The following is a 22,960-nucleotide window of genomic DNA, read 5'->3' as shown; positions in this document are numbered from 1 at the left end:
AAAGCTAATTTTTTAATTTACACTTCAATAATATTTTCTTTAACGATAATGTCTATTGGTATTTCAATATTTAAATCTGAAGCATCTTGTTCTGTAATATATTTATACAACCCTTTTATGGCAGCATAACCTTGGTATTTTGGATTTTGGTCAAGAATAAAGTTTATTTCATCATTTTTTAAACAATTAATGTTCTCTTTATTCATGTCAAATCCAATTACAAATGTATTTTTTATAGTATGTTTTTTAAGAATTGGAGGAATCATATGAGATCTAGAGTTTGTTACAAAAATTCCTTTAGTGTTGTTGTTTTTAAATAACCTTTCCAATTCTTCCGTAAATGTAAAATTACTATCTATAGCGTGGGTTATTGTTTTAATATTTATGTCCGTATCGATGGATTTTAAAAACGTTCTAAAACCATTTTCTCTTTGTTTTCCATTGGCGTGTATTCCTTTGTCATTACTAATATTAACAATAAAATAGTGACCATCGTTTCCTACTAAGCCATGTAGTAATCTACCTGCAACCATACCCGCTTTTTCTGAGTTTTGACGAATAAAATTTGCAGTAGTATGTAAAGGTATTTCTGTGTCTAAAAAAACAACAGGAATGTTTATTGATTCGGCAAGATTTAATAGTGAATTACTCGCGTTCTTGAAAAAAGGAACAGTAACTATGGCATCATAATTTTTAAGGAAAATATTTTTGACTTGTGTTTTAAATGTTGATGAGTCCGTAAAATCATAAAAATCGGCCATAACACCGAGTTCTGTGAGCTCATCAATTGCTTTTGTAATTCCTTTTTTAGGTAGTTTCCAATAGCTCCATTTCGTACTGCTTTTCGGTGTTAATATGGCAATCTTAATTTTCTTTGTAGCAGCTAATTTTAGACGGCTTGCCGTGGTGTTTTTTGAGTAGCCAATTTCTTCGATAATTTTTAATACCTTTTTCTCCGTTTCTTTAGATACACCAGATCGTTTATTCAGTACTCTATCTACTGTTCCAATTGAAACATTGGCTAATTTTGCTATACGTTTTATTCCCATATTGTATTTAGAACAGTGTTCAATGCTGAGGGTATTAGCCCTTCGTTATTAACAAATTTAAAATAATTATAGTTAACGTTAACGATTTTGAAAATTAGTTTTAATTTCAAGAGCTAAAGTTTGAATTCAAAAAATCTAAAAAAGATCTTTTACTTGATTTTAGTAGCTAAAAGAAGCACTTGATTTTTTGTCCTAATTTAGTAATGTTTTAAATTATCGAATGAAAGCCATTGTTCAATAAATAAATAGCTTTATATTTGGTAAACCAAACTGGTTAACCAATTTGTGTTTTGATCTAAAACTTTGATCTAAAAGTGATTTAATATTAAAGTTTTAATTTCTTAAAAATGAATATATTTTATCAAATTTCCCTTCTTGAATTATGGGTAAAATTATAACCAAGACTAACTAATAAACTTAATGATTACACTATAATGAATACTATTTTAAACTTCCAATTAAATATTAGAAAAGGCTTAATTTTTTTTAGTTTAATAATTATGATGATTAGCTGTAAAGGTGATCTGAAAACTGACGTTGCCGTTGGTGTTGTTAAGAATATAGCGGAATTAGATGAGGCCATTTCAAAGGCAAAGCCAGGTGATAATATTGTTTTAGCAAATGGCGTTTGGAAAGATGTTCAAATTAAATTTCTAGGAGAGGGTACTGAAAAATCTCCAATTACTTTAAAAGCAGAAACGCCAGGTAAAGTATTTATTGAAGGTGTTTCTAATTTAGAAATTGCTGGAAATTATTTAATCGTAAATGGATTATATTTTAGAAATGGTTATACGCCAACTGGTAATGTAATCGCTTTTAGAACAAGTGAAGAAAAGGTAGCCAACTACTCTAGAGTTACAAATTGTGTAATTTTAGATTACAATCAGCTACAACGTGATAACGATGATCTTTGGGTCCAGTTTTATGGAAGACATAACGAGTTAAGCAATTCTTATCTTGCTGGAAAAACAAATGGCGGACCAACAGTTAGAGTAGATTTAAAAGGAGTTCAAAGCATTAAAAATTATCACAAAATTATCAATAACCATTTTGGACCACGACCAAGAAAAGGTGGGGCTAGAGGTGAAACTATTCAGTTAGGAAGTAGCTTCACATCTATGAGTCCAAGTAATACAACCATTGCAAATAACTTATTCGAAGAATGTAATGGTGAAGTAGAAATAATTTCAAGTAAAACCAACTTTAACGAAATTAGAAATAATGTTTTTTATAAAAGCGAAGGTTCTGTAGTGACACGTCATGGAAATTACGTGACCATTGATGGTAATTATTTTATTGGTGATGGCGTAAATGAACAATATGGTGGAATTAGAATTATAAACACAGGACATTGGGTTACCAATAATTATTTTTTCAACTTGAAAGGAAAAAGTTTTAGAAGTCCTTTAGCGGTTATGAATGGTATTCCAAAATCACCATTAAACCGTTACAATCAGGTAACAGATGTGGTGGTTGCTTATAACACATACGTAAATTGTAGTGCTCCTTGGCAATTTGGTGTAGGTACAAATATTGCACAAGCAGATGTATTGCCAAAATCGGAAATCCGTTCTGCACGAGCAATTAGAACTACTGTTGCTAATAACGTTGTTTACAACGACAAAGGTCTAGAAAGCATTGTTGTTGAAAATGACAAAGCAGATGGTGTTCTATTTAAAAATAACATCGTAGATAATCAAGGTATGAAATTTAAGGACTTTGATAGTGGAATCATTCCTGCATCTTTAGAGTTGAAAAAAGTATCTGAAAATATTTTAATTCCAATAGGGCTTCCAAGTGACGTGGAAGCTTATTATGGATTCGATTTTGAAACCATTGAAAACGACTTATTTGGAAACTCAAGAAAAGACAGCAAAAGTATTGGTGCTGTTGTAGGTGCAGATTTTACTAATCCTAATATTTTAGATAAATCTAAATATGGTGCTTCTTGGTATTCTAACGAAATTAAAGCAATAGATCCAGTAACACATACGGTAACTAAATCTGAAGAATTACAAACTAAAATAGATGCTGCCAGTAATGGTGATATTATCGCTGTAGCGGAAGGTATTTATGCCATTTCAAAATCTTTAGTAATTAACAAAACACTTACTATTCAATCGAAAGGTAAAGCACAACTAGTTTTTTCTGGTGCTTCTAATACACCGTTGTTTTCTTTACAACCTAAAGGAAAACTAACGGTAAACAATATGATCTTAAAAGGGAATGCTTCTAATTATGCTTTTGCGAGTTTAAAAGAGAATATGTCAAATCATTTCGGATTAACAGTTTTAAATTCTGAAATAAGTGACTTCAACTATGTTTTAAGAGCATACAAACAATCTTTTTCAGAACGTGTTACTTTTGAAAACACTTCTATTTCAGATTGTGAAAACGGAATAGAACTATCTGAAGAAACAAACGACAGAGGTGATTATAACACAGAATATCTAACGATTAAGCATTGTGACTTCAACAACGTAAAACAAAATGTTGTGGATTATTACAGAGGTGGATATGACGAGTCTACTATTGGTGGAAACCTTTTAGTATCTAACAGCACATTTACTAATTGTGGTGCAAAAGAGAAAAACAAGAGATTATTTAATCATAACGGAATTGTAAATGTGAATATCAATAACAACACATTTAAAAACAATAACGTAAAATTTGTGTCTATTCTTTGGGGAGCAAAGAATAATGTAGAATCAGAAAACACAGTAATTAATTCTGGACAAATTAAAACGGAAGAAAATTTAGTTATGACACTGATGTACTAATAGTGAAAAATGAAATAATTAAAACATTAGATATTTGCGTTAAAAAAAATATACAACTAATTATGAGATTAAATAATAAAACCCAATTATTTCGAATTATAACACTACTTATAATCGTTACCATAATTGGATGTAAAGAAGCGTCAACAAATGAACAGGGTGATGAAAAAGTTGATAAAATTGTATCAGCTAATAGTGATCATCCAAAACTTATTTTAACAAAAGCCGGAGTAGAAAGTATTCGGAAACAATTAGGTAATATTCCTATTTTTGATAATACATTAAAAGCCGTTCAAGAAGAGATAGATGCAGAAATTGCATTAGGAATAGACACTCCAATTCCAAAAGATTACTCTGGTGGGTATACACATGTTCGCCATAAACGTAATATGATCGTATTACAAAAAGCAGGTGTTTTATACCAAATTTTAAATGATGAAAAATATGCGAAGTATGTAAAGGATATGCTTATGCAATATGAAGCGATGTATAAAACATTACCTGTACATCCAAAAACAAGATCTTACGCAAGAGGTAAGCTATTTTGGCAATGTTTGAATGATTCTAATTGGCTGGTTTATGTGAGTCAAGCTTATGATTGTATCTATAACTATTTAACCGAAGAAGAACGTAACAAACTAGAAACAAATCTTTTTAAACCCTTTGCAGATTTCATTTCTGTTGATAACCCACAATTTTACCAAAGAGTACACAATCATAGTACCTGGGGAAATGCCGCTGTGGGTATGATTGGGTTGGTAATGAATGACGAGGAGTTAATAGATCGTGCATTATATGGTATTAAGGGTGCTGAAATGGATAAAACGGCTAAAGATGATGATGGTGGATTTATTAATAAAGATGGTAAGGCTGGTTTTTTAGCGAATATAGAAGAGCCTTTTTCACCTGATGGATATTATAATGAAGGACCCTATTATCAGCGTTATGCGATGTATCCCTTTTTAGTTTTTGCGGAAGGGTTACATAACGTTAAACCAGAATTGAAGATTTTTGAATATAAAGAAGGGGTGCTTTTAAAGTCAATTAATGCCCTTTTAAATTTGTCGGATGCAGATGGAGAATTTTTTCCACTAAACGATGGTCAAAAAGGAATGTCCTACTATAACGATGCTTTAGTTACTGCAGTAGATATTTCATATCATTTTGGAGCACAAGATCCGGGATTATTAAGTATCGCAGAAAAACAAAATAAAGTACTATTAGACGATTCTGGTTTGGCAGTAGCTTTGGGAATAAAAAATGGAAAAGCAAAACCATTTGCAAAAAAATCTATTAATTTATCTGATGGGCCAGATGGAAAACAAGGAGGTGTTGGTATTTTAAGAAATGAAGATATAGAACTTGTTTTTAAATATGCAGCTCAAGGATCTAGTCATGGTCATTATGATAAGTTGTCCTATTCCTTGTATGAAAATGGTGAAGAAATAATTCAAGATTATGGTTTAGCACGTTTTGTAAATATTGAACAAAAAGGTGGCGGAAATTATCTGAAAGAAAATAAAACATGGGCAAAACAAACCATTGCTCATAATACAGTAACCCAAAATGAAACTTCGCACTACAATGGTGATTTTGAAATTGGAAGTAAGCATAATCCAGAACTAAATTATTTTTCTACAGAAAATGAGAGCGTACAAGTGGTAAGTGCAAAAGAAGCGAATGCATATCCCGGTACCGAAATGCTTCGTACTATGGCAATCATAAAAGATGAAGATTTAGAAAAACCATATGTGTTAGATATTATGAAGTTGGTTTCTAATAAAGCCAATCAATATGACTTTCCCTATTACTTTTTAGGTCAAGTATTAAATTCAAATTTTGAATATAAAATACCATCAACTTTAAAACCTTTAGGAGATAAAAATGGATACCAACATTTATATGTGGAAGGCTCAGCAAAAGCGAATAAGGATAACACTAAATTTTCATGGTTGAATAAAGGTAAATTTTACACCTTGACAGCTGTAACTAATACTAATGACGAAATTCTTTTTACAAGAATTGGAGCCAATGATCCTGCTTTTAATTTGCGTCGAGAGGCCGCAATAATGCTACGACGTAAAAACACTAAAAACACTCTTTTTGTTTCTACGATAGAAGCACATGGTAGCTATAGTCCGGTTTCAGAATCTGCAGTGAATTCAAATAGTAGTATTAAAGAGCTGAAAGTGATTTTAGATACAGATCAATATACGGCAATTGAAATAACAAATGTAAAGGGTAATACAAAACTATTTATTACAATAAATAAGAACGCTTCAAAAGAAACGAAGCATACATTGAAAATTAACGATAAGGATTATGATTGGTCAGGTTCTTATTATTTCAAATAAACTTAAATATAAAAAAAATGGGAAAAATGAATCGATTTAGCGAAAAGTATGTCATCGCAAAAGACTTGGAATGGGAAGTTCTTGGTGGTGGAGTATCTAGAAAGTTCTTAGGTTATGACAACCAAATCATGATGGTAAGAGTGAAGTTTGATAAAGGAGCATTAGGTGCTCCACATCAACATTTTCACACACAAGCTACCTATTGTGTTTCAGGTAAATTTGAATTTGAAATTGATGGGGAAAAGAAAATTGTAGAAGCGGGAGATGGCGTGTATATTGAGCCTAATTTATTGCATAGTGCAGTTTGCTTGGAAGAGGGTGAATTAATCGACACCTTTAGTCCTGTTAGAGAAGATTTTTTAACTGGTGATGGGCCATCATATTTTGGAGATAAGTCATAAGTAAAAATTTTGCTTGTCATTACGAAAGGTTAAAACAGTTTTTTTTGTTTGGAGACATTCCATATATTTTCTGCTACATGTGTAATTCACAATGCGAGATTTCAAAGGACAGGAATTGTAATTACTATTTTTAGCCTTATGAGAGAGAACTTCATGAAATAGTAATGTTAAAGTTTTTAATTATTTTTTTATAACAAAATTTTAACATATATTTGGTTTACCAAATTGGTTAGTCAGTTTGGTAAACCAAAATAACTACAATTACTTTTTTATAAGTAATTAAGACCCAGTTAATAAAATAATAAATTTGTAGTTAAAGAAATAGCACTTTAGTGTTGTTTTGTTTAACTTTTTTAATTGGAGTGCAAAACTTTAAAGATATCCTTGTATAAGAGGAATGTGAAATTATCGATCTATTTGTAACGAGATTGTTTTTTTGTATTGTCGTAAAAGTTTAGAGTTATTGGTTTGGTTTATAAGTTTAACTAATCAAATAATTACGAACATAATAAGAATCAATATTAAATTAAAAACTAAACTATCTCTGTTTGTAGCTTTACTTGTAGGTATTACATTATTTGCACAAGAAAATTATACGATTTCAGGTACAGTTATAGATGCAAAAGATCAGTTGCCAATCCCCGGAGCAACGGTTTTAATTGTGAGCACCGTTAAAGGTGTTGTCACAGATTTTGATGGGTTATATTCCATTGAAGCTAAAAAAGGTGATATTCTTCAATTTTCATTTATTGGATATGTCTCTCAAACAATTACCGTATCAGATAAAAAAACAATTAATGTATCCTTAGTTCAAGACAATAATCAATTGGATGAGGTTGTTATTGTAGCTTATGGAGATCAAAAAAAGAAAAATATAACCAGTGCTTTAACTAAAGTTTCTGGTGCCGATCTTCAGGATGTTGCTGTGTCACGTGTAGAAGATGCACTACAAGGAAAAGTAGCAGGATTAAGAATTCAGGTAGCGTCATCGGAAGCTGGTGGAGACCCTAAAATTACGTTAAGAGGCCCGGGATCTATTACAGGTTCATCATCACCTTTAATTGTTGTTGATGGTGTTGTTTTAGGTACAGAAGCTGATATTTTAGGTTCTATTGATAATAATAATATTGAATCAATTAGTGTTTTAAAAGATGCTTCATCTGTAGCAATATACGGTTCGCGTGGTGCAAATGGTGTTATTTTGGTTACGCTTAAGAAAGGTGTATCTGGTCAAACTAAATTTTCTTACAACACATTTACAGGTTATAAATTTGCAAATAAAAACGATAACTTTAATACCTCAATAAGTGATGAAAGATCAAGGTTAGACGGTTTACAGGATGTGGTAAGTTCAATTTCATCAGATAGTCAAAACTATGATAGGATAAATGGTGATTACAATACAGCTTATGCAGAACTTGAGGCCATGGATTTTATAGCTTCATTAGGAGGTGGTGAAAAAAATTGGCAAGATGAAATTTTCAATGGAGGTGTAATAACAAGTCATTCTTTTGCCGTAAGAGGAGGGTCTGAATTAACAAGTTACACCGCGTCTTTAGGATATCTTGAAGATGAAGGTATTGCATTAACCGATAATTTTAAGAAATACAATGCCAGAATAAAGGTTGATAGTAAATCGAAAAACAAAAAAATAAAGTACGGTGCTAGTATACGCGTTAATTACAATGATCAAGACAAGCTACCAGCAAGGTTTACAGATCCATTAAGGCAATTAGGTCATGTACCGCTTTATTTAAATGAAGATCATTTAAAATACATTACGCAGTCAGATCCTGGAGATGCAGGAGCTCAATTTGAAAATATAGGTGTAGGTAGCTACGGGTTTTCAAGAGCTTTTGATCATGTGTTTACAGTTGACCCTAATGATCCGAGAGCAATAGCTAGAGACCCTAATACAGGCCTCCCATTGGTTAGCAATTTGACCTCTGGTGGTTTAACGTTGTCAACTACAAAAAATGTTCATCCATTAGTACACTTTCTTGAAAGATCTAGAACAAAGAAGAAATTAAGTTTAAACGCATCTTCTTATCTTGACTTTGAATTAGCAAAAGGTCTTAATTTTAGACAAACCATTTCAACTGTTTTTAGACATAATAAAAATAATGAAGCGGACTATTTGTATGGACAAGAAAATAGAGAACAAGAATCTTACCGATTAGAAGGAAGAGATGAATTAAATCAATATGCATTTGAATCACTTCTTAAATACAAGAAAGATTTTGGTAAACATAATTTTAATACCATACTAGGGTTTGAGTTTACACAAAGAGATTTTTATACACAAGAGTCTGAGGCGGTAGGTTATACCAATGATTTCAATAACAATATTGCCCTTGCAGATGGAGGAACTACATATACAGACAATGGAACGGATAAATTAGTTTCCTATTTTGGAAGATTAGATTATAATTTTGATGAAAAGTACCTCGTACAATTATCTGCTCGAACGGATGGTAGTACTAGGTTTGGTTCAAATTCGAGATTTGGTTTCTTTCCAGCAGCTTCTGTAGGTTGGATTTTGTCAAAAGAAAATTTCTTGTCAGAAAGTGAATTTGTAACTTTCTTAAAATTGAGAGCCAGTTATGGTATTTCTGGATCTAATGAAATATCTAACAATATATTTGAATCACTTTATAGATTTGAAGAGGCCTACAGTACTATTGGTTATAATGGTCAGACCGGAGTTAAAGGGGTGACTTTAGCAAATCAAAATTTAGGTTGGGAAAAATTAATAGAATTTAACCCTGGTGTAGATGTTACTTTTGGTAGAGGTCTTTTAAATCTAGCAGTAGATTATTATACCAGAACAAGTAAAGATCTAATTCTTTTTGCACCAGTGCCTGGTGTCTATGGTACAGATAATTGGTTGCAAAATATAGGAGAGGTTAAAAATGAGGGGGTTGAAATAGAATTAAATTCTAGAATAATCTCTACTGAAAAGTTCAGTTGGTTAGCTTCAGGACAGTTTTCTTTAAATAGAAATACCGTTCAAAGTTTAGGTAATAATGACCAAATCATTTCTAGAATTGATCAAGATACAAGACCTACAGAGTTTATAGCTAGAGTAGGCCAGCCCATAACTTCTTTTTAAGGTTGGGTTTACGAAAAAGAAATTCCATTAGAATGGGTAGACAATCCATTTAATAGATTCAATAATGATTATGCTGATGTTTATGTAAAAGATTTAAATAATGATGGGATTATTGATGATGAAGATAGAACGGAGTTGGGTAGTCCTTATCCTGACTTTACTTGGGGACTCAATTCAGATTTTAGACTTCAAGATTTCGATTTTTCATTTCAATGGCAAGGGTCTCATGGTGCTGAAGTAAGAGTTGCCGATTTAGATCAGTTGTATTACGCTAGTGAATCAGCTGTAAATGAAGTTGCTAATTTTCCGGATAGAGATTTAACAGTTCATAGAAGATTTACGAATGATCATATACAAGATGCTTCTTATGTAACTTTAAGAAATATAACACTTGGTTTTTCTTTACCAGAATCATTTACATCAAGAAATAATATTGATAGACTAAGATTATATATTACAGGAGAGAATTTACTTTTCTTCACAGCTAAAGGTTATGAAGGTTTTAACCCAGAAGCGGCAGGTCAAACATCAAGTAATGCTAATACACCATTAACGGCAGGTTATCAAAGAGGAGATGGCCCCATAGTAAGAACAATATCAGCAGGGATTAACTTTCAATTTTAATTAATTATGAAACGAGCATGTTAAAAGTTTTATCAACCAAGGGAATGGTTAATAGCGAACAGCATGTGACAGTTAAAAAACAATAAATATAAACACATGAAATATAGATATAAAAATATAATCGTTTGTTTTTCATTTGTAGCTTTATTTGCAAGCTGTGAGGAAGAACTAGATCTTAGTAACCCTACAGCTCTTTCAATAGAGGAGTTACTACAAACTGACAATGGATTTGAATTGTTGGCAAATGGAGTTTTAGATGCTTATCAAAAGGTTCCAGCAAATGAATTTCTGCTAACAGAATTAAGATCTGATAATGTAAGAGCGAATTCGGAAAATGGAAATTTCCCGGCAATTAATGCTTATAATGTAGATCCAAATAACGGAGATGTGGCCACCTATTATTCCAACAATATGGCTACTATTAAACATGCAAACACTATTATTGATAATCGTTTTTTAGCTCCAGAAAATCAACAGTACACGGTTGGGGAAGCTTATTTTATGAGAGCTTTATGTCATTTTAATTTGGTGAGAGCTTATCAGAACATTCCTTATATAGATAAAGTTTTAGACATCACTAAGGATGAGGCTTTAGATTACCCTCAATTACCAGAGGCTGCAGTTTACGAGAAGATCATAGATGATTTTAAAACATCAATTGCATACTTAAATGGTGTAGAGCAAAATAGATATCGTCCGTCTGAAGGAGCTGCTATTTGTTTAGCTGCGAAAGCATATTTAAGTCAGCCTAGTCCTAATTATTCTGAAGCCGAACTTTTATTAGCATCGGTTGTGGAAAATAATGGTGCTTATAATTATGATTTAATTTATACAGAAAGAAGCAATGCAGAACAGTTTGAGTTTAATGCAGATCCTTTAGATAATTCAGTTGATCTTTTAACAGATGCAGAGTATTATGCCAATTTAGTTATTGATTATGGTCATGTACTAGGTAATGCCATTTCTGATGGGTACACAGATGGGGTACTTGATGGTTCTTGGTCAAATAGTCCGGCTCTTGAAATTAATGATGAAGTCGTTTTTTCAATTGCTTATGATTTAGTGAGTAGCGATAATTATGTTACCAGCGATAGTGGTTTAGACGATCAAGTAGAAACAGATTCAGAATCACATAGTTTCGCCATGACGCTGCAAGGACCTTCTAACGGTATAAATATTGCGACACTTGATTTTTTAGAGGTTATGAACCCAGAATTACAACCGGTTAGATTCTATGCTAGTATTGATGCTTTATCTTATAATCCAACGGTTGAAACAAATGATACTTTTAATGCTAAATTCCCAACAGAAGGAGAGATTGGAGATAATGACTGGGTGGTTTTAAGATATGCAGATGTGTTGTTATTGTATGCAGAAGCAATTTTAGGAGGTGATGATAGTACTACAGATTCTAGAGCTATCGATGCTTTTAATAAAGTAAGATTAAGAGCAGGTCTTGAAGAGGTGGCAAACTTAACTAAGCAACAATTATTAGATGAGAGAAGAGTTGAATTTGTATACGAAAATCAACGTTTGTATGATTTAATAAGATTTGGTGAAGCCGATGATGTGTTAACAAAATTTTCGCAACAGAACAGTTTGTTTTATACAAATGAAAAGAAATATCTTCCTTTTCCACAAAGAGAAATGGACAATTTACCTAATTTTTATAAACAGAATAGCGGATACTAAAATCTTATAATTATGAATAAATATTTGTTTAATTTAAAATATATAGTTTTAGGTGCATTTGTATCTTTAACTTCTTGTGTCAACGACGATTTGGCTAATATAGGCGATTTGAAGATATTACAGGTCCAACACCATTTTATAGTGTGACTAACGTTGTTTCTTCAGAATTTGACTGTAATGATGTTGAATTGTGGGCTAAATACGATTATAACTTTCAAGCAGGTTCTAATTTAGCTGTAAATGGTACCAATTATGAATGGACTATTACTCCAGCAGAAGGCGTTTCTTTAATTAATAAAGACATATCTATTTTAGAGCAATCTATTGACGGAGAATTAGCTGCGGTTGTGGTATTTGAAAATGCAATTGCAAAGTTAGAATTTAAAATACCTTGTGAAAGTGATCAAGCTAAAGTGGATGCATTGGAGGCTCAAATAGCTGATTTGCAAGTGCAGTTAGACGCCGCTGAAGCAGGTCTCTCAGATGAAACACTTCAAAATGTATCTGATTTAGAAAATCAAATTTCTGCGTTACCATCGGCAACGCTACAAGATCGAGAATTAGTTTTTTCTTTTCCAGGCCCAGGAGAATATACAGTTGGTTTAACGGTAACCGATAATCTTGGTAAATCAGCTTACACTGAAAAAACAATTACAGTTAATCAAGTAATTCCAACAATTCCGGTACCAGAAATAGGAGAGCCAGGTTTTGAGGATGGTACTTTATTTGATGGATCTGGAGATGGTAGAGATTCTTGGAGAGCACCTAGTAGTGCTAATTGGGGTTCCGTTTTTCAGATTAATACAAAATCTGAAGGAGTTTTACCTGAAGGTACACAAGCATCGAAATTTCCTGGAGATGGTACAAGAGTTGGTTATCAAGAAATTGAAGTGACGCCTGGGGCAACGTATGTGTTAACTTATTTCAGTGCTCTAAATTTGGATTCTTTTGGAGACATAACCGTATCTATAGTGAGTACCAATGCTACAACACTGGCAGAAGCGAAGTTAGAAGCAAATATTATTGCCTCTAGAACAGATAATAATGTAGGAAGAGTTGTTGATGTTTTCAAAAAACATGCGATAACCTTTGAAGCAGGAGATAATGAAACAGTCATCATTTTACTTACGAATTCAGGTGTTGAGGGTAGATTAGATGCATTTGATATTTCAGTTAAACAATAAAAACGTTCAAAAATTAAATATTATGTTTTATAAATTAATTAAAAAATTAAATAAAAGTATTATTGCACTGTTTTGTATGTTTTTTGTCCTTTTATCATGTTATGATAGTGGTTACGAAGAGTTTGTGGCACCAACAGGAAATGTAAATAACATTCAGCCAAATACACTCTTTACAACAAGTACAAAAGCTAGTGATAATTTGTCCATAGTATTCAGAAGTTATTCGACAGATGCAGCTTCTTATTTATGGGATTTTGGAGATGGTAATTCATCAACAGATGCAAATCCAGATTATACCTATGCAAAAGGAGGTTTATATAATGTTAAATTGACCACAACAAGTTCAGACGGTTTAGTGGCGGTAGATTCTTCATCTGTTGCACCCATTTTTGTTGACTTTAATTTTACCATGATAGATTCAGAAGTGACTTTTGAAAATTTAACATCTGGTGCGAGTGAGTTAGAATGGACTTTTGGCGATGGAGATACAATTGGCTGGGATGCTGAAGATACAGAGGATGACCCTGATTTCAATCCTGTGCATATATATGCTACTGCTGATACATATCAAGCAACACTTACTGCAACTAATTTTTTGGGTGCTAAAGTTTCTGTAACCAAAAATATAGAAGGTTTAGTTTTATCGACAGTTCCTGATTTTACGTTTGCTACTACTGATTTAACTGTAGATTTTACGGATGCTTCAATTTTAGCAGTGTCACATAGTTGGAATTTTGGAGATGGAAATACATCGACCGAGGTTAATCCTTCACATACGTATGCAACTAATGGTACCTATGATGTTACTTTAACAACTACAAATGATGCTGGCGTATCTAAAAGTATTACAATACAGGTTCCAGTTGGCGGTGTAGAGGCTACTTTTAAGGCTATTGTTCAAAATGGTACTGCCGATGATTTTACACTCGAAACAAATGATAATGCTGATGCATGGGATATGACGCCAAATAGTACTGTAAAAAACAATGCAGGTGAAACTGTAGATAGCCCTTTTAAAGCACTTTGGTCTAATTCAGATTTGGATGGTTGGCTAAAAGATAATTGTGGAGATGATAGTGAGCAACCTGGCTCTTCGGGCGATGGTAATAAATTTGCAGGGTTAGGAGATAGAGGAGTAAAGTTAAATGAAAAGTGTCGTCGTCTCTATCAAGTTGTAGCAGTTGAAGCAGGGGTAGAATATACTTTTACAATTGATTCTCGTTCTGAAGCAGAAGGTATTAATTCTGAAGTATTTATTTTAAATAATGAAATCGCTGGTGAAGATGTTATTAATACAGAAGCTGGTCGAAATGCCAATGCAGATGCTTACTATGTAATTGATAATGATTTTAATAGTTCTAAGGCTTCTAGTACTAAGGATACTTTTACAACGACTACATTTACATTTGAGGCAACATCAAATAAAGTTGTGATTTATGTGAGAGCATTAAATGCTGTTGACGGCAGTAATGAAGTGTTCTATGATAATATAGATATTATTACTCCTGGATTTTAATAGAAAATTATTAAAATATTACCAGTAAAATTAATTAATAATAAAATGAAAAACCTCCGAATAGATATAGTAAGCATTATTCTAATAGCATTACTATCTGTAAATACAGCTTGTCAAGCACAGAAGAGCAATGTTTCAGATTCGGATGTTAAAGTAGAAAAGAAAAAAAAGAAGAAGAAAAAGAAGAAAGTCAGGTTACCAGACATTGATTTAAGTCACTGGAAGGTAACCTTACCAGTAACTAATGAGAAAGGAAAGCCTTATGAAATAGAGCCACCTGAAATCATTGATTTTGCATCAAATGAGATTGCAAAGCCTTATATGTATATAGATTCTACTAGAGGGGCTATAGTTTTTCATGCTATGCCAACGGCATCAAAAACAAAGAACACGAAGTATACCCGTTCTGAACTCCGAGAACAAATAGTGCCTGGTGATAATAATGCCAATTGGACATTTAAGCAAGGAGCCAATATGAAAGGTAAGCTTTCTATGGAGCAAACCACAAAGGGGTCTGATGGTAAGTATCATAGAACCATTATTATGCAAATACATGGGCGTTTAACAAACGAACAACGCGATTTAATTGGTGAAGATGATAATAATGCCCCTCCAATGTTAAAAATATACTGGGATAATGGGAAAGTAAGAGTCAAAACCAAAGTGCTTAAAAATCTCAATGCAACGGATGAAGAAATTTTGCACGAAGACGCATGGGGTGATGACGATGGTTTTAATTTTGAGCAAAAAGTAGATTTTAAAAAATTTACTTTAGAAGTTCAAGTTTCAGATGGTAAAATGGTAATCATTTTAAATGGTAATGAATATAAGGTTTACGAAAGTATTCATATGAAACGATGGGGAGTTTTTGAAAACTATTTTAAAGCAGGTAACTATTTTCAATCAAGAGATGAAGGTTCGTTTTCTAAAGTTAGGTATTACGAACTTGAGGTAAGTCATTAAGTATGTTCATGTCAAAACAATTTAGTATGCTTTATGTCAGATTATTAGTTTTAAGTACAATGCTTTTTATAATTGCAATTGGTTGTCAGCAAAAAGATGATATAATAGATGAAATAGATGAAGAAGAGGTTGTAGTTGTGGTTGAAGAACCTATTGATGATACATATATATTACCTCAAATAGATTTAAATAATTGGAAAGTAACGTTGCCAATTGGAAACCCAACAGAGGTTAAACCTCCTGAAATTTTGAATTATGCAACTAATGAAGTTTTAAAACCGTTTTTTTATAATGATTCGGTAAATGGAGCTTTGGTATTTTATACATACCCAGGAGCATCAACGGCAAACTCATCTTATTCTAGAACGGAATTAAGGGAGCAAATGATACCTGGCAGTAATAATACGAATTGGACTTTCAAACAAGGAGGGAAAATGAAGGGGAGTTTGTCTATGTCAGAAATAACAAAAGATGCTGACGGAGATTATCATCGGGTTATTATTATGCAAATTCATGGTAGGCTAACTAATAGTCAACGCGATTTGATTGGACAAAAAGATAATAATGCACCGCCAATGCTAAAAATTTATTGGACGGATGGAAAAGTTAGAGTGAAAACGAAAATTTTGAAAGATTTAAATGCTTCTGACACTGAAATATTAGAAACAGACGCCTGGGGAGATGATGATGGTTATACGTTTGAGGAGAACGTCGGATTTAAAAAGTTTACACTAGAAATAAAAGTTACTGAGGGTAAAATGGAGGTAATATTGAATGATACCGAATCAGTTGTTTATGATGATATTCACATTCAAAAATGGGGTGTTTTTGAAAATTATTTTAAAGCAGGTAATTATTTGGTAACTAAGGATGCAGGTGCTTTTTCTAAAGTTAAATATTATGATTTAAGTGTGATTCACTAGTGCTTTAGAATTAATAAGAATAATTTAAAGCTATGTGAATCAGCTAATTAGTTAATAAAGTTCTATTTTACTAGAAATAGATATAAATGAGTGGAAAGTAACATGGCTAATAGTTATGTCAGAGAATTTACAACTCCCGAAATCATAGGCTATGTAGAAATCGGAGTTGTTAAATTTTTAATTAGTTATGTAGTGGAACTAATTAATATGTGAAGAGTAGGTACATATTCTTTAATATGTCCTATATCGTGCTATTTATGATAAACAGATGTATTTCATCTTATTAGCGAAGATTTGACTGAGTAAAAGAGTAAAATTTATATTTTTCTTTTTTAAGACCATAAAATAGCATATATTTGGTTTTCCAAACTGGTTAACCAGTTTGGAAAACCAAAAAATAATTAATTTTAGGTACTTAATATAGGAGCGAAATTAAAAACAAAAGTAACTAATAGTAAAAGAAAAAAGAGTACAAGAATATCTTTCACTTTATTTTTCTTCAGTTAAATAAAAATTATTAGAGTATTTATTTGAGTTAGTTCTGTTTTGATTCAGCCAGGAAAAGTTCTTAGCGTAGTTAAACCATTAAAAAGGAAATTAAATATTAACCTATTACAACGTTTTTTTTATATTTAATGATTAAATGAGGTTAACCAATTAAAAGTTTTTAAATGAAGTTAGAAGTTATTACACAAAATGAAAATAAGGAGGTACAGAATTCTATTATTTCTAAAATAAGAGATTTTATTAATTTAAAGAATTTAGAACCGGGTGAGAAATTGCCTTCTGAACGCATGTTGTCTGAAAAATTTGAAGTCACTAGAAGTAATGTTCGAGAGGCGATTCAGAAATTAGAGTTTTATGGTTTGTTAAAATCCATTCCACAAAGTGGAACATTCGTTGCAAACATTGGTGTAACTGCTATGAATGGAATGATTGATGATATTGTGAGCTTAGAAAAACCAGATTTTAAATCTTTAGTAGAAACTAGAATTTTACTTGAGTTGAAAACTGCAGGATTAGCCGCATCACGAAGAACGGAGGAAAATCTAAGTCAGATAAATGAAGCACTTGAAGCCTTTAAGGTAAAAGTAAAGAAAGGAGAAGATGCTGTTCAAGAAGATTTATTGTTTCATTTAGCAATTGCAAAAGCAAGTGGTAATAGTTCACTTAACACTTTAATGTTGATTATTACACCAGAAATAATAACCAATTTTGAAAAGTACCACGTGTGTAATGATGACAGGTCTTTGTTGGGAATAAAAGAACATGAGAATATTTATAATGCTATTAAGGATAAAAACCCACAATTGGCAAAGGAAAATATGAAAGTACATTTTAAAATGCTTTATGATTATTGTTATAATGGTAAGGATGCATAATTAGCACAACGGACTATTAAAAAGAGATGTGCTAAATATAAATTAAAACAAAAAAATATGAAAGTTAAAGGTTTAAGATGGTGGGTAGTCGCATTAATAGCTATTGCAACTATTATTAATTATATTGATCGTACTTCATTAAGTGTACTTTGGCCTGAAATTGCGAAGGATTTGTATCCTGGACATACACCAGATGAGACAAAGGCAATATATGCTCTTATTTCAATTATTTTTGTTTTTTCTTATGCATTTGGTCAGGCAATATTTGGAAAAATATTTGACTGGGTAGGTACTCGAATGGGATTTGTATTATCAATTGGTGTATGGTCTGTTGCTACCGCGTTACATGCTTTTGCTAATGGTATTTTGAGTTTTGGAATATTCCGTGCAATATTAGGAGTTTCGGAAGCTGGTAACTGGCCAGGAGCTACTAAAGGTAATGCTGAATGGTTTCCAACAAATGAACGAGCTCTTGCTCAAGGGATATTTAATTCAGGGGCAGCTATTGGTGGAATTATTTCCATTCCATTAATTGCAACTTTATCAATCTATTTTAGTTGGCAAACCATTTTTATTTTAATTGGATTGACTGGTTTACTTTGGTTGATACCATGGTGGATTCTTGTTAAGGCACCGCCAATTAAACATCCTTGGATTACAGAAGAAGAGCGTGAATATATTTTAACAGGTCAGAAAAATGAAGATTTTGATGGTGATGGAGATATAGATCAAGAATACAACCCAAATACTGGAGAATTACTTGGTCATAAACAAAGTTGGGGAGTCATTTTGGCTTCAGCGGCAATTGATCCAATTTGGTGGTTATTTGTTTTCTGGATACCAATTTATTTAAATGAAGTTTATGGTATGGACGTGAAGTCAATGGCTCTATATGGTTGGGTACCTTATGCAGGAGCGATGGCAGGAGCCTATTATGGTGGAATTTTGGCCCGAAATAAACTTAAAAAAGGTTGGAACGTTGACAGAACACGTAAAATGGTAATTACACTTGGTTGTTTAATTATGTTACCAGCATTGTTAGCTATGGCAAACCCATTGGGCATAGAAACATCTATTCTTAGTTTATTGGATAGTATTGGTTTTACCGAGATATCAGACATGGATAACCCAGGTGCAACAACAGCTGTTATATTAATGGCAGTTATTTTATTTGGTTTCCAAACAGCAATAGGAAATGTTCAAACTTTACCTAGTGATCTTTTTAGTGGAAAAACGGTAGGTTCGTTGGCTGGATTTTCAGGTATGGCAGCTAAACTTACCGCTGCAGGTCTTACATATTTAGTGCCATGGTTAACCAGTGGAGGTAATTATACACCAGCATTTATAATTGGGGCAGTATTAGCTCTTCTAACCTTAGCTAGTGTGTGGTTATTTATACCGAAAGTTGAACCTATGGTAAAAAAATTGTAGAAAAATATATTAATAAAAACATAAAATTTTATAAGATGAGTAAAAACAAAGGAAAAGTAGCTGTAATAACCGGAGCTACAGGTGGAATAGGTTTTCAAGTAGCAAAAAGATTAGGAAAAGACGGATATATCGTTATTTTAAATGGTATTGAAGATGAAGCCGGTGCTAAATGTGTTAAAGAACTGACTGCAGCTGGAATAACAGCAGAGTATTACGGTTTTGACGTTACCAATGAAGATGAAGTAACTTCAAACATAAACAAAATTGGAGAAAAGTATGGTAGAATTGATGTGCTTGTTAATAATGCAGGTGGTTTAGGCGGAAGATCTAGGTTTGAAGAAATGACTACAGAGTTTTATAGATTTGTTATGGCTTTAAATCTTGATTCAGTATTTTTTGCTTCAAGAGCGTCTATTCCTTTCCTTAAGAAAGGAGAAAATGCATCAATAATCAACTATACATCAAATGCTGGTTGGAATGCTGGCGGACCAGGAGCTGGTATTTATGGTACTTCTAAAGCAGGAGTACATGCCATAACTAGAGCATTAGCTAAAGATTTAGCAGAATATGGAATCAGAGTAAATGCAGTATCTCCAGGTACAATTGATACGCCTTTCCATGCTCAAATAAAATCTACTAAGCCAGAAGTATTTGCAACTTGGAAAAATAGTATTTTATTAGGAAGATTAGGTCAACCAGAAGAAGTAGCATCAGTTGTTTCATTCTTAGCAAGTGATGATGCCTCATTTTTAACAGCAGAAACTATCCAAATTGGTGGAGGTCAAGCTTTAGGAATATAACGCAACATTGTTAAATTCGAATTTTAAAAAGCCTTTCTTTTAGTTAAGAAGGGCTTTTTTATTTGAAGAATCTCTTACAATCAATTCCGCATTAAGAATGATTTTATTCAAACTTTGGTTTACAACTTCGTCTTTGTTGTATTTTAAAAATGCAAGTGCAGCCTGTTTCCCTATTTCTTCACTATGTTGTTTAACACTTGATATTCTCGGAGTAACCATATCAGTAAATGGTTCGTTACCAAAACCCACTAAAGCAATTTCTTCCGGAATCTTTATATTATTTTCATTTAAAACTTGTAAGGCACCCAAAGCAGCATAGTCTCCGGCAACATAAACAGCATCTGGCCTTTCTTTTAAATTCAGCAATTGCTGCATCATTTCTCTTCCATCTTTAATAGTTAAACCACTTTCGGTAAGTAGTTCATTATCTAACGGTAAATTATATTTTTTTAGAGCATCATTATAACCTCTAATTCTATTATTAAAGATTCTTGTACGTTTATGGCCGCCAATATGAGCTATTCTTTTACATCCATTATTTACAAGATGTTCAACAATTGAATGGCTACTTTCATAATCATTAATACCAATGTAATCAACATTTAAATCATTCTCACCACGATCAAATAATATTAAAGGAATTCCTTTAGATTTTACCTTTTCATAATAACTTAAATCAACAGTTTCATTTGCCATTGAAGCAATAATTCCATCAACTTGCGTATAGAGAAGGGTATCTATGTTGTTACATTCTTTTTTGTAAGATTCATTAGATTGTGTGATGATAATATTATATCCTTTTTCATTTAAAACTTCCTCAATATTCTGAATAACGGAGGAGAAAAAATTACTATTTGTTCTTGGAACTATAACACCTACTAAGTTGCTTTTGCCACTTCGCAAGGCACTCGCTAAATGATTCGGTTGGTAATTTAGATTTTTTGCAACTTGTTTAACCGCTTTTTTTGTTTTTTCACTAATCCGAGAATCATCATGTAAAGCTTTCGAAACTGCAGCCGCAGATATATTTAAGACGTTAGCAATATCTTTTATTGTGGTTTTCTTTTTTCTCATTAAAATTTTATATATTTGCTTAAACGTTTAAACAAATGTAATACCTTTTGTTTATATAATCAAAATTTTTAGTCACTGCTGAGGTTTTGATTTTATTTTATGTTTCTGGTTAAACGTTTAAGCAATTTCAAATAATACTAATTAAATTTAACAAAATGAAAAAAGTTGTAACCTTTGGAGAAATCATGTTAAGATTGGCTCCGCACGGATTTTTAAGATTTTCACAAGCAAATTCTTTTGATGTTATTTATGGAGGTGGTGAATCAAATGTGGCCGTTTCTTTAGCTAATTATGGTGTACCTGTAGATTTCGTAACTCGTTTACCTAAAAACGATATTGGCGAATGTGCCATGATGGAAATGCGTAAAAGAGGTGTAAATTGTGAGAATATTATTTGGGGTGGTGATCGTTTAGGTATTTACTTTTTAGAAACTGGTGCTGTAAATAGAGGAAGTAAAGTTGTTTATGACCGTCAACATTCTGCAATTGCAGAAATTGAGCCAGGTATGATTGATTGGCACAAAGTTTTTGAAGGAGCAAATTGGTTTCATTGGACAGGTATTACACCAGCAATTTCTCAAGGAGCTGCAGATGCATGTTTAGAAGCTGTAAAAATTGCAAGTGAAATGGGACTTACCATTTCAACAGATTTAAATTATCGTCAAAAATTATGGAAATATGGTGGTGATCGTGAGGCGATAATGACAGAATTAACTTCATACTGTGATATTATTTTAGGTAATGAAGAAGATGCTGAAAAGCACTTTGGTATTAAACCAGAAGGTCTTGATATTACTACTCAAGGAGAACACGTAAAAGGTGAAGCATTTTTATCTGTTTGTGATCAAATGTTAAAAAAATTCCCACGTGCCAAAAAGGTAATTACTACCTTAAGAGGTTCTATTTCTGCTTCACATAATACTTGGGCTGGTGTTTTATATGATGGAACAACATTGTTTGAATCGCCACAGTATCAAATAACTGACATTGTAGATAGAGTAGGTGGAGGAGATTCATTTATGGGCGGTTTAATTTATGGTTTATTAGAATATAAAGGAGATGATCAAAAAGCATTGAATTTTGCTGTTGCTGCTTCTTGTTTAAAACATACTATAAAAGGAGATGCTAATTTATCAAGTATTGATGAGGTTAAGAAATTAATGGGTGGAGATTCTTCAGGTAGAGTAGCACGATAATTTATTATGATCATAGATACCCTTAAAAATGCTGATAAATATAGTGGTTTACATCCCTTATTTGCAAAGGCATTTGATTATATCAGCCAAAAAGATTTAGTAAATCTTGAAGAAGGAAAATTCGAAATAGCAGAAGGTTTAAAACTCATCGTGAGTAATGGTAATGGAAAAACCAAAGAAACTAGTTTAGAAAAATTTGAGTGTCATGATGCAAATATCGACATCCAAATCTGTGTGAACGGTTTAGAAACTATAGCTTGGAAACCAAGAGAAAAATGTGTAATTCCAAATGGAGCATATAATCCAGAGAAGGATGTGCGTTTTTTTAAAGATGAACCTGATATGTCTTTTCAATTGACAAATAATCAGTTTGCAATTTTTTATCCTGAAGATGTTCACGCACCTATGATAGGAAATGGTGAAATAAAAAAGCTAATTTTTAAGGTTAAAATTTAAATATTTATAGTTTTTAAGAAATT

At 32.3% G+C, this 22,960-nt stretch carries 17 protein-coding genes; 15 read left to right on the top strand and 2 right to left on the bottom strand.

The features are described 5' to 3' along the window. Positions 1-17: 17 nt before the first annotated feature. A complete protein-coding gene (locus tag FF125_RS19665) occupies positions 18-1,049 on the bottom strand; it encodes a substrate-binding domain-containing protein (protein WP_138951647.1) in 1,032 nt (343 codons plus the stop codon). Positions 1,050-1,483: 434 nt separating this feature from the next. Here FF125_RS19665 and FF125_RS19660 point away from each other — a divergent pair, with 434 nt between their 5' ends. The 13 genes from FF125_RS19660 (at position 1,484) to FF125_RS19605 (ending at position 20,211) form a co-directional block, all read left to right on the top strand. Then, positions 1,484-3,829 (top strand): chondroitinase-B domain-containing protein, encoded by a 2,346-nt coding sequence (locus tag FF125_RS19660; protein ID WP_250629639.1) that lies wholly within the window; start codon positions 1,484-1,486, stop codon positions 3,827-3,829. A gap of 62 nt (positions 3,830-3,891) precedes the next feature. Then, positions 3,892-6,183 carry an alginate lyase family protein gene (locus FF125_RS19655; protein WP_138951645.1) on the top strand — a complete coding sequence of 764 codons (2,292 nt, stop codon included), beginning with the start codon at positions 3,892-3,894 and terminating at the stop codon, positions 6,181-6,183. Between the two features lie 26 nt (positions 6,184-6,209). Further along, positions 6,210-6,584 carry a cupin domain-containing protein gene (locus tag FF125_RS19650; protein WP_138952640.1) on the top strand — a complete coding sequence of 125 codons (375 nt, stop codon included), beginning with the start codon at positions 6,210-6,212 and terminating at the stop codon, positions 6,582-6,584. Positions 6,585-7,047: 463 nt separating this feature from the next. After that, on the top strand, positions 7,048-9,696 hold the full coding sequence (locus tag FF125_RS19645) for a TonB-dependent receptor domain-containing protein (protein ID WP_250629638.1): 2,649 nt from the start codon (positions 7,048-7,050) through the stop codon (positions 9,694-9,696). 135 nt (positions 9,697-9,831) lie between these two features. Further along, entirely contained in the window at positions 9,832-10,320 is a 489-nt protein-coding gene (locus tag FF125_RS22200) for a hypothetical protein (protein WP_250629637.1), read from the top strand. Positions 10,321-10,416: 96 nt separating this feature from the next. After that, positions 10,417-12,012 (top strand): RagB/SusD family nutrient uptake outer membrane protein, encoded by a 1,596-nt coding sequence (locus FF125_RS19640; protein WP_138951643.1) that lies wholly within the window; start codon positions 10,417-10,419, stop codon positions 12,010-12,012. A 143-nt stretch (positions 12,013-12,155) separates the two neighbouring features. Then, on the top strand, positions 12,156-13,196 hold the full coding sequence (locus tag FF125_RS19635) for a hypothetical protein (RefSeq protein ID WP_250629636.1): 1,041 nt from the start codon (positions 12,156-12,158) through the stop codon (positions 13,194-13,196). Between the two features lie 22 nt (positions 13,197-13,218). After that, positions 13,219-14,712: a PKD domain-containing protein gene (locus tag FF125_RS22275; protein ID WP_175418968.1), complete on the top strand. Its 1,494-nt coding sequence runs from the start codon at positions 13,219-13,221 to the stop codon at positions 14,710-14,712. Positions 14,713-14,757: 45 nt separating this feature from the next. After that, positions 14,758-15,675, top strand: a complete 918-nt coding sequence (locus tag FF125_RS19625; protein ID WP_138951639.1) for a polysaccharide lyase family 7 protein — start codon at positions 14,758-14,760, stop codon at positions 15,673-15,675. Between the two features lie 26 nt (positions 15,676-15,701). Further along, on the top strand, positions 15,702-16,598 hold the full coding sequence (locus tag FF125_RS19620; RefSeq protein ID WP_138952638.1) for a polysaccharide lyase family 7 protein: 897 nt from the start codon (positions 15,702-15,704) through the stop codon (positions 16,596-16,598). Between the two features lie 671 nt (positions 16,599-17,269). Then, positions 17,270-17,980: a FadR/GntR family transcriptional regulator gene (locus FF125_RS19615; RefSeq protein WP_138951637.1), complete on the top strand. Its 711-nt coding sequence runs from the start codon at positions 17,270-17,272 to the stop codon at positions 17,978-17,980. A gap of 57 nt (positions 17,981-18,037) precedes the next feature. Continuing rightward, entirely contained in the window at positions 18,038-19,411 is a 1,374-nt protein-coding gene (locus tag FF125_RS19610; protein WP_138951635.1) for an MFS transporter, read from the top strand. Between the two features lie 35 nt (positions 19,412-19,446). After that, positions 19,447-20,211 (top strand): SDR family NAD(P)-dependent oxidoreductase, encoded by a 765-nt coding sequence (locus FF125_RS19605; RefSeq protein ID WP_138951633.1) that lies wholly within the window; start codon positions 19,447-19,449, stop codon positions 20,209-20,211. A 39-nt stretch (positions 20,212-20,250) separates the two neighbouring features. Here FF125_RS19605 and FF125_RS19600 read toward each other — a convergent pair whose 3' ends face one another. Further along, positions 20,251-21,285 (bottom strand): LacI family DNA-binding transcriptional regulator, encoded by a 1,035-nt coding sequence (locus FF125_RS19600; RefSeq protein WP_138951631.1) that lies wholly within the window; start codon positions 21,283-21,285, stop codon positions 20,251-20,253. Between the two features lie 155 nt (positions 21,286-21,440). On the opposite strand from FF125_RS19600, the gene FF125_RS19595 reads away from it, so the two are divergent. Together FF125_RS19595 and FF125_RS19590 are read left to right on the top strand one after the other, a co-directional pair. Further along, complete coding sequence (locus FF125_RS19595) at positions 21,441-22,481, top strand: sugar kinase (RefSeq protein ID WP_138951629.1); 1,041 nt, start codon at positions 21,441-21,443, stop codon at positions 22,479-22,481. Between the two features lie 6 nt (positions 22,482-22,487). Further along, positions 22,488-22,937, top strand: a complete 450-nt coding sequence (locus FF125_RS19590) for a YhcH/YjgK/YiaL family protein (protein ID WP_138951627.1) — start codon at positions 22,488-22,490, stop codon at positions 22,935-22,937. Positions 22,938-22,960: the final 23 nt, after the last annotated feature.

Source organism: Aureibaculum algae (assembly GCF_006065315.1).
Taxonomy (GTDB): Bacteria; Bacteroidota; Bacteroidia; order Flavobacteriales; family Flavobacteriaceae; genus Aureibaculum; species Aureibaculum algae.
Note: the sequence above shows the minus strand (reverse complement) of the source record. Positions and strands in the feature narration are given on the sequence as shown.

Bases quoted from the DNA above. Each gene is read 5' to 3' on its own strand.
- FF125_RS19590 (WP_138951627.1), top strand. From the start codon at position 22,488: ATGATCATAGATACCCTTAAAAATGCTGATAAATATAGTGGTTTACAT.
- FF125_RS19605 (WP_138951633.1), top strand. From the start codon at position 19,447: ATGAGTAAAAACAAAGGAAAAGTAGCTGTAATAACCGGAGCTACAGGT.
- FF125_RS19595 (WP_138951629.1), top strand. From the start codon at position 21,441: ATGAAAAAAGTTGTAACCTTTGGAGAAATCATGTTAAGATTGGCTCCG.
- FF125_RS19615 (WP_138951637.1), top strand. From the start codon at position 17,270: ATGAAGTTAGAAGTTATTACACAAAATGAAAATAAGGAGGTACAGAAT.
- FF125_RS22275 (WP_175418968.1), top strand. From the start codon at position 13,219: ATGTTTTATAAATTAATTAAAAAATTAAATAAAAGTATTATTGCACTG.
- FF125_RS19655 (WP_138951645.1), top strand. From the start codon at position 3,892: ATGAGATTAAATAATAAAACCCAATTATTTCGAATTATAACACTACTT.
- FF125_RS19620 (WP_138952638.1), top strand. From the start codon at position 15,702: ATGCTTTATGTCAGATTATTAGTTTTAAGTACAATGCTTTTTATAATT.
- FF125_RS19610 (WP_138951635.1), top strand. From the start codon at position 18,038: ATGAAAGTTAAAGGTTTAAGATGGTGGGTAGTCGCATTAATAGCTATT.
- FF125_RS19640 (WP_138951643.1), top strand. From the start codon at position 10,417: ATGAAATATAGATATAAAAATATAATCGTTTGTTTTTCATTTGTAGCT.
- FF125_RS19660 (WP_250629639.1), top strand. From the start codon at position 1,484: ATGAATACTATTTTAAACTTCCAATTAAATATTAGAAAAGGCTTAATT.
- FF125_RS19625 (WP_138951639.1), top strand. From the start codon at position 14,758: ATGAAAAACCTCCGAATAGATATAGTAAGCATTATTCTAATAGCATTA.
- FF125_RS19600 (WP_138951631.1), bottom strand. From the start codon at position 21,285: ATGAGAAAAAAGAAAACCACAATAAAAGATATTGCTAACGTCTTAAAT.
- FF125_RS19650 (WP_138952640.1), top strand. From the start codon at position 6,210: ATGAATCGATTTAGCGAAAAGTATGTCATCGCAAAAGACTTGGAATGG.
- FF125_RS19665 (WP_138951647.1), bottom strand. From the start codon at position 1,049: ATGGGAATAAAACGTATAGCAAAATTAGCCAATGTTTCAATTGGAACA.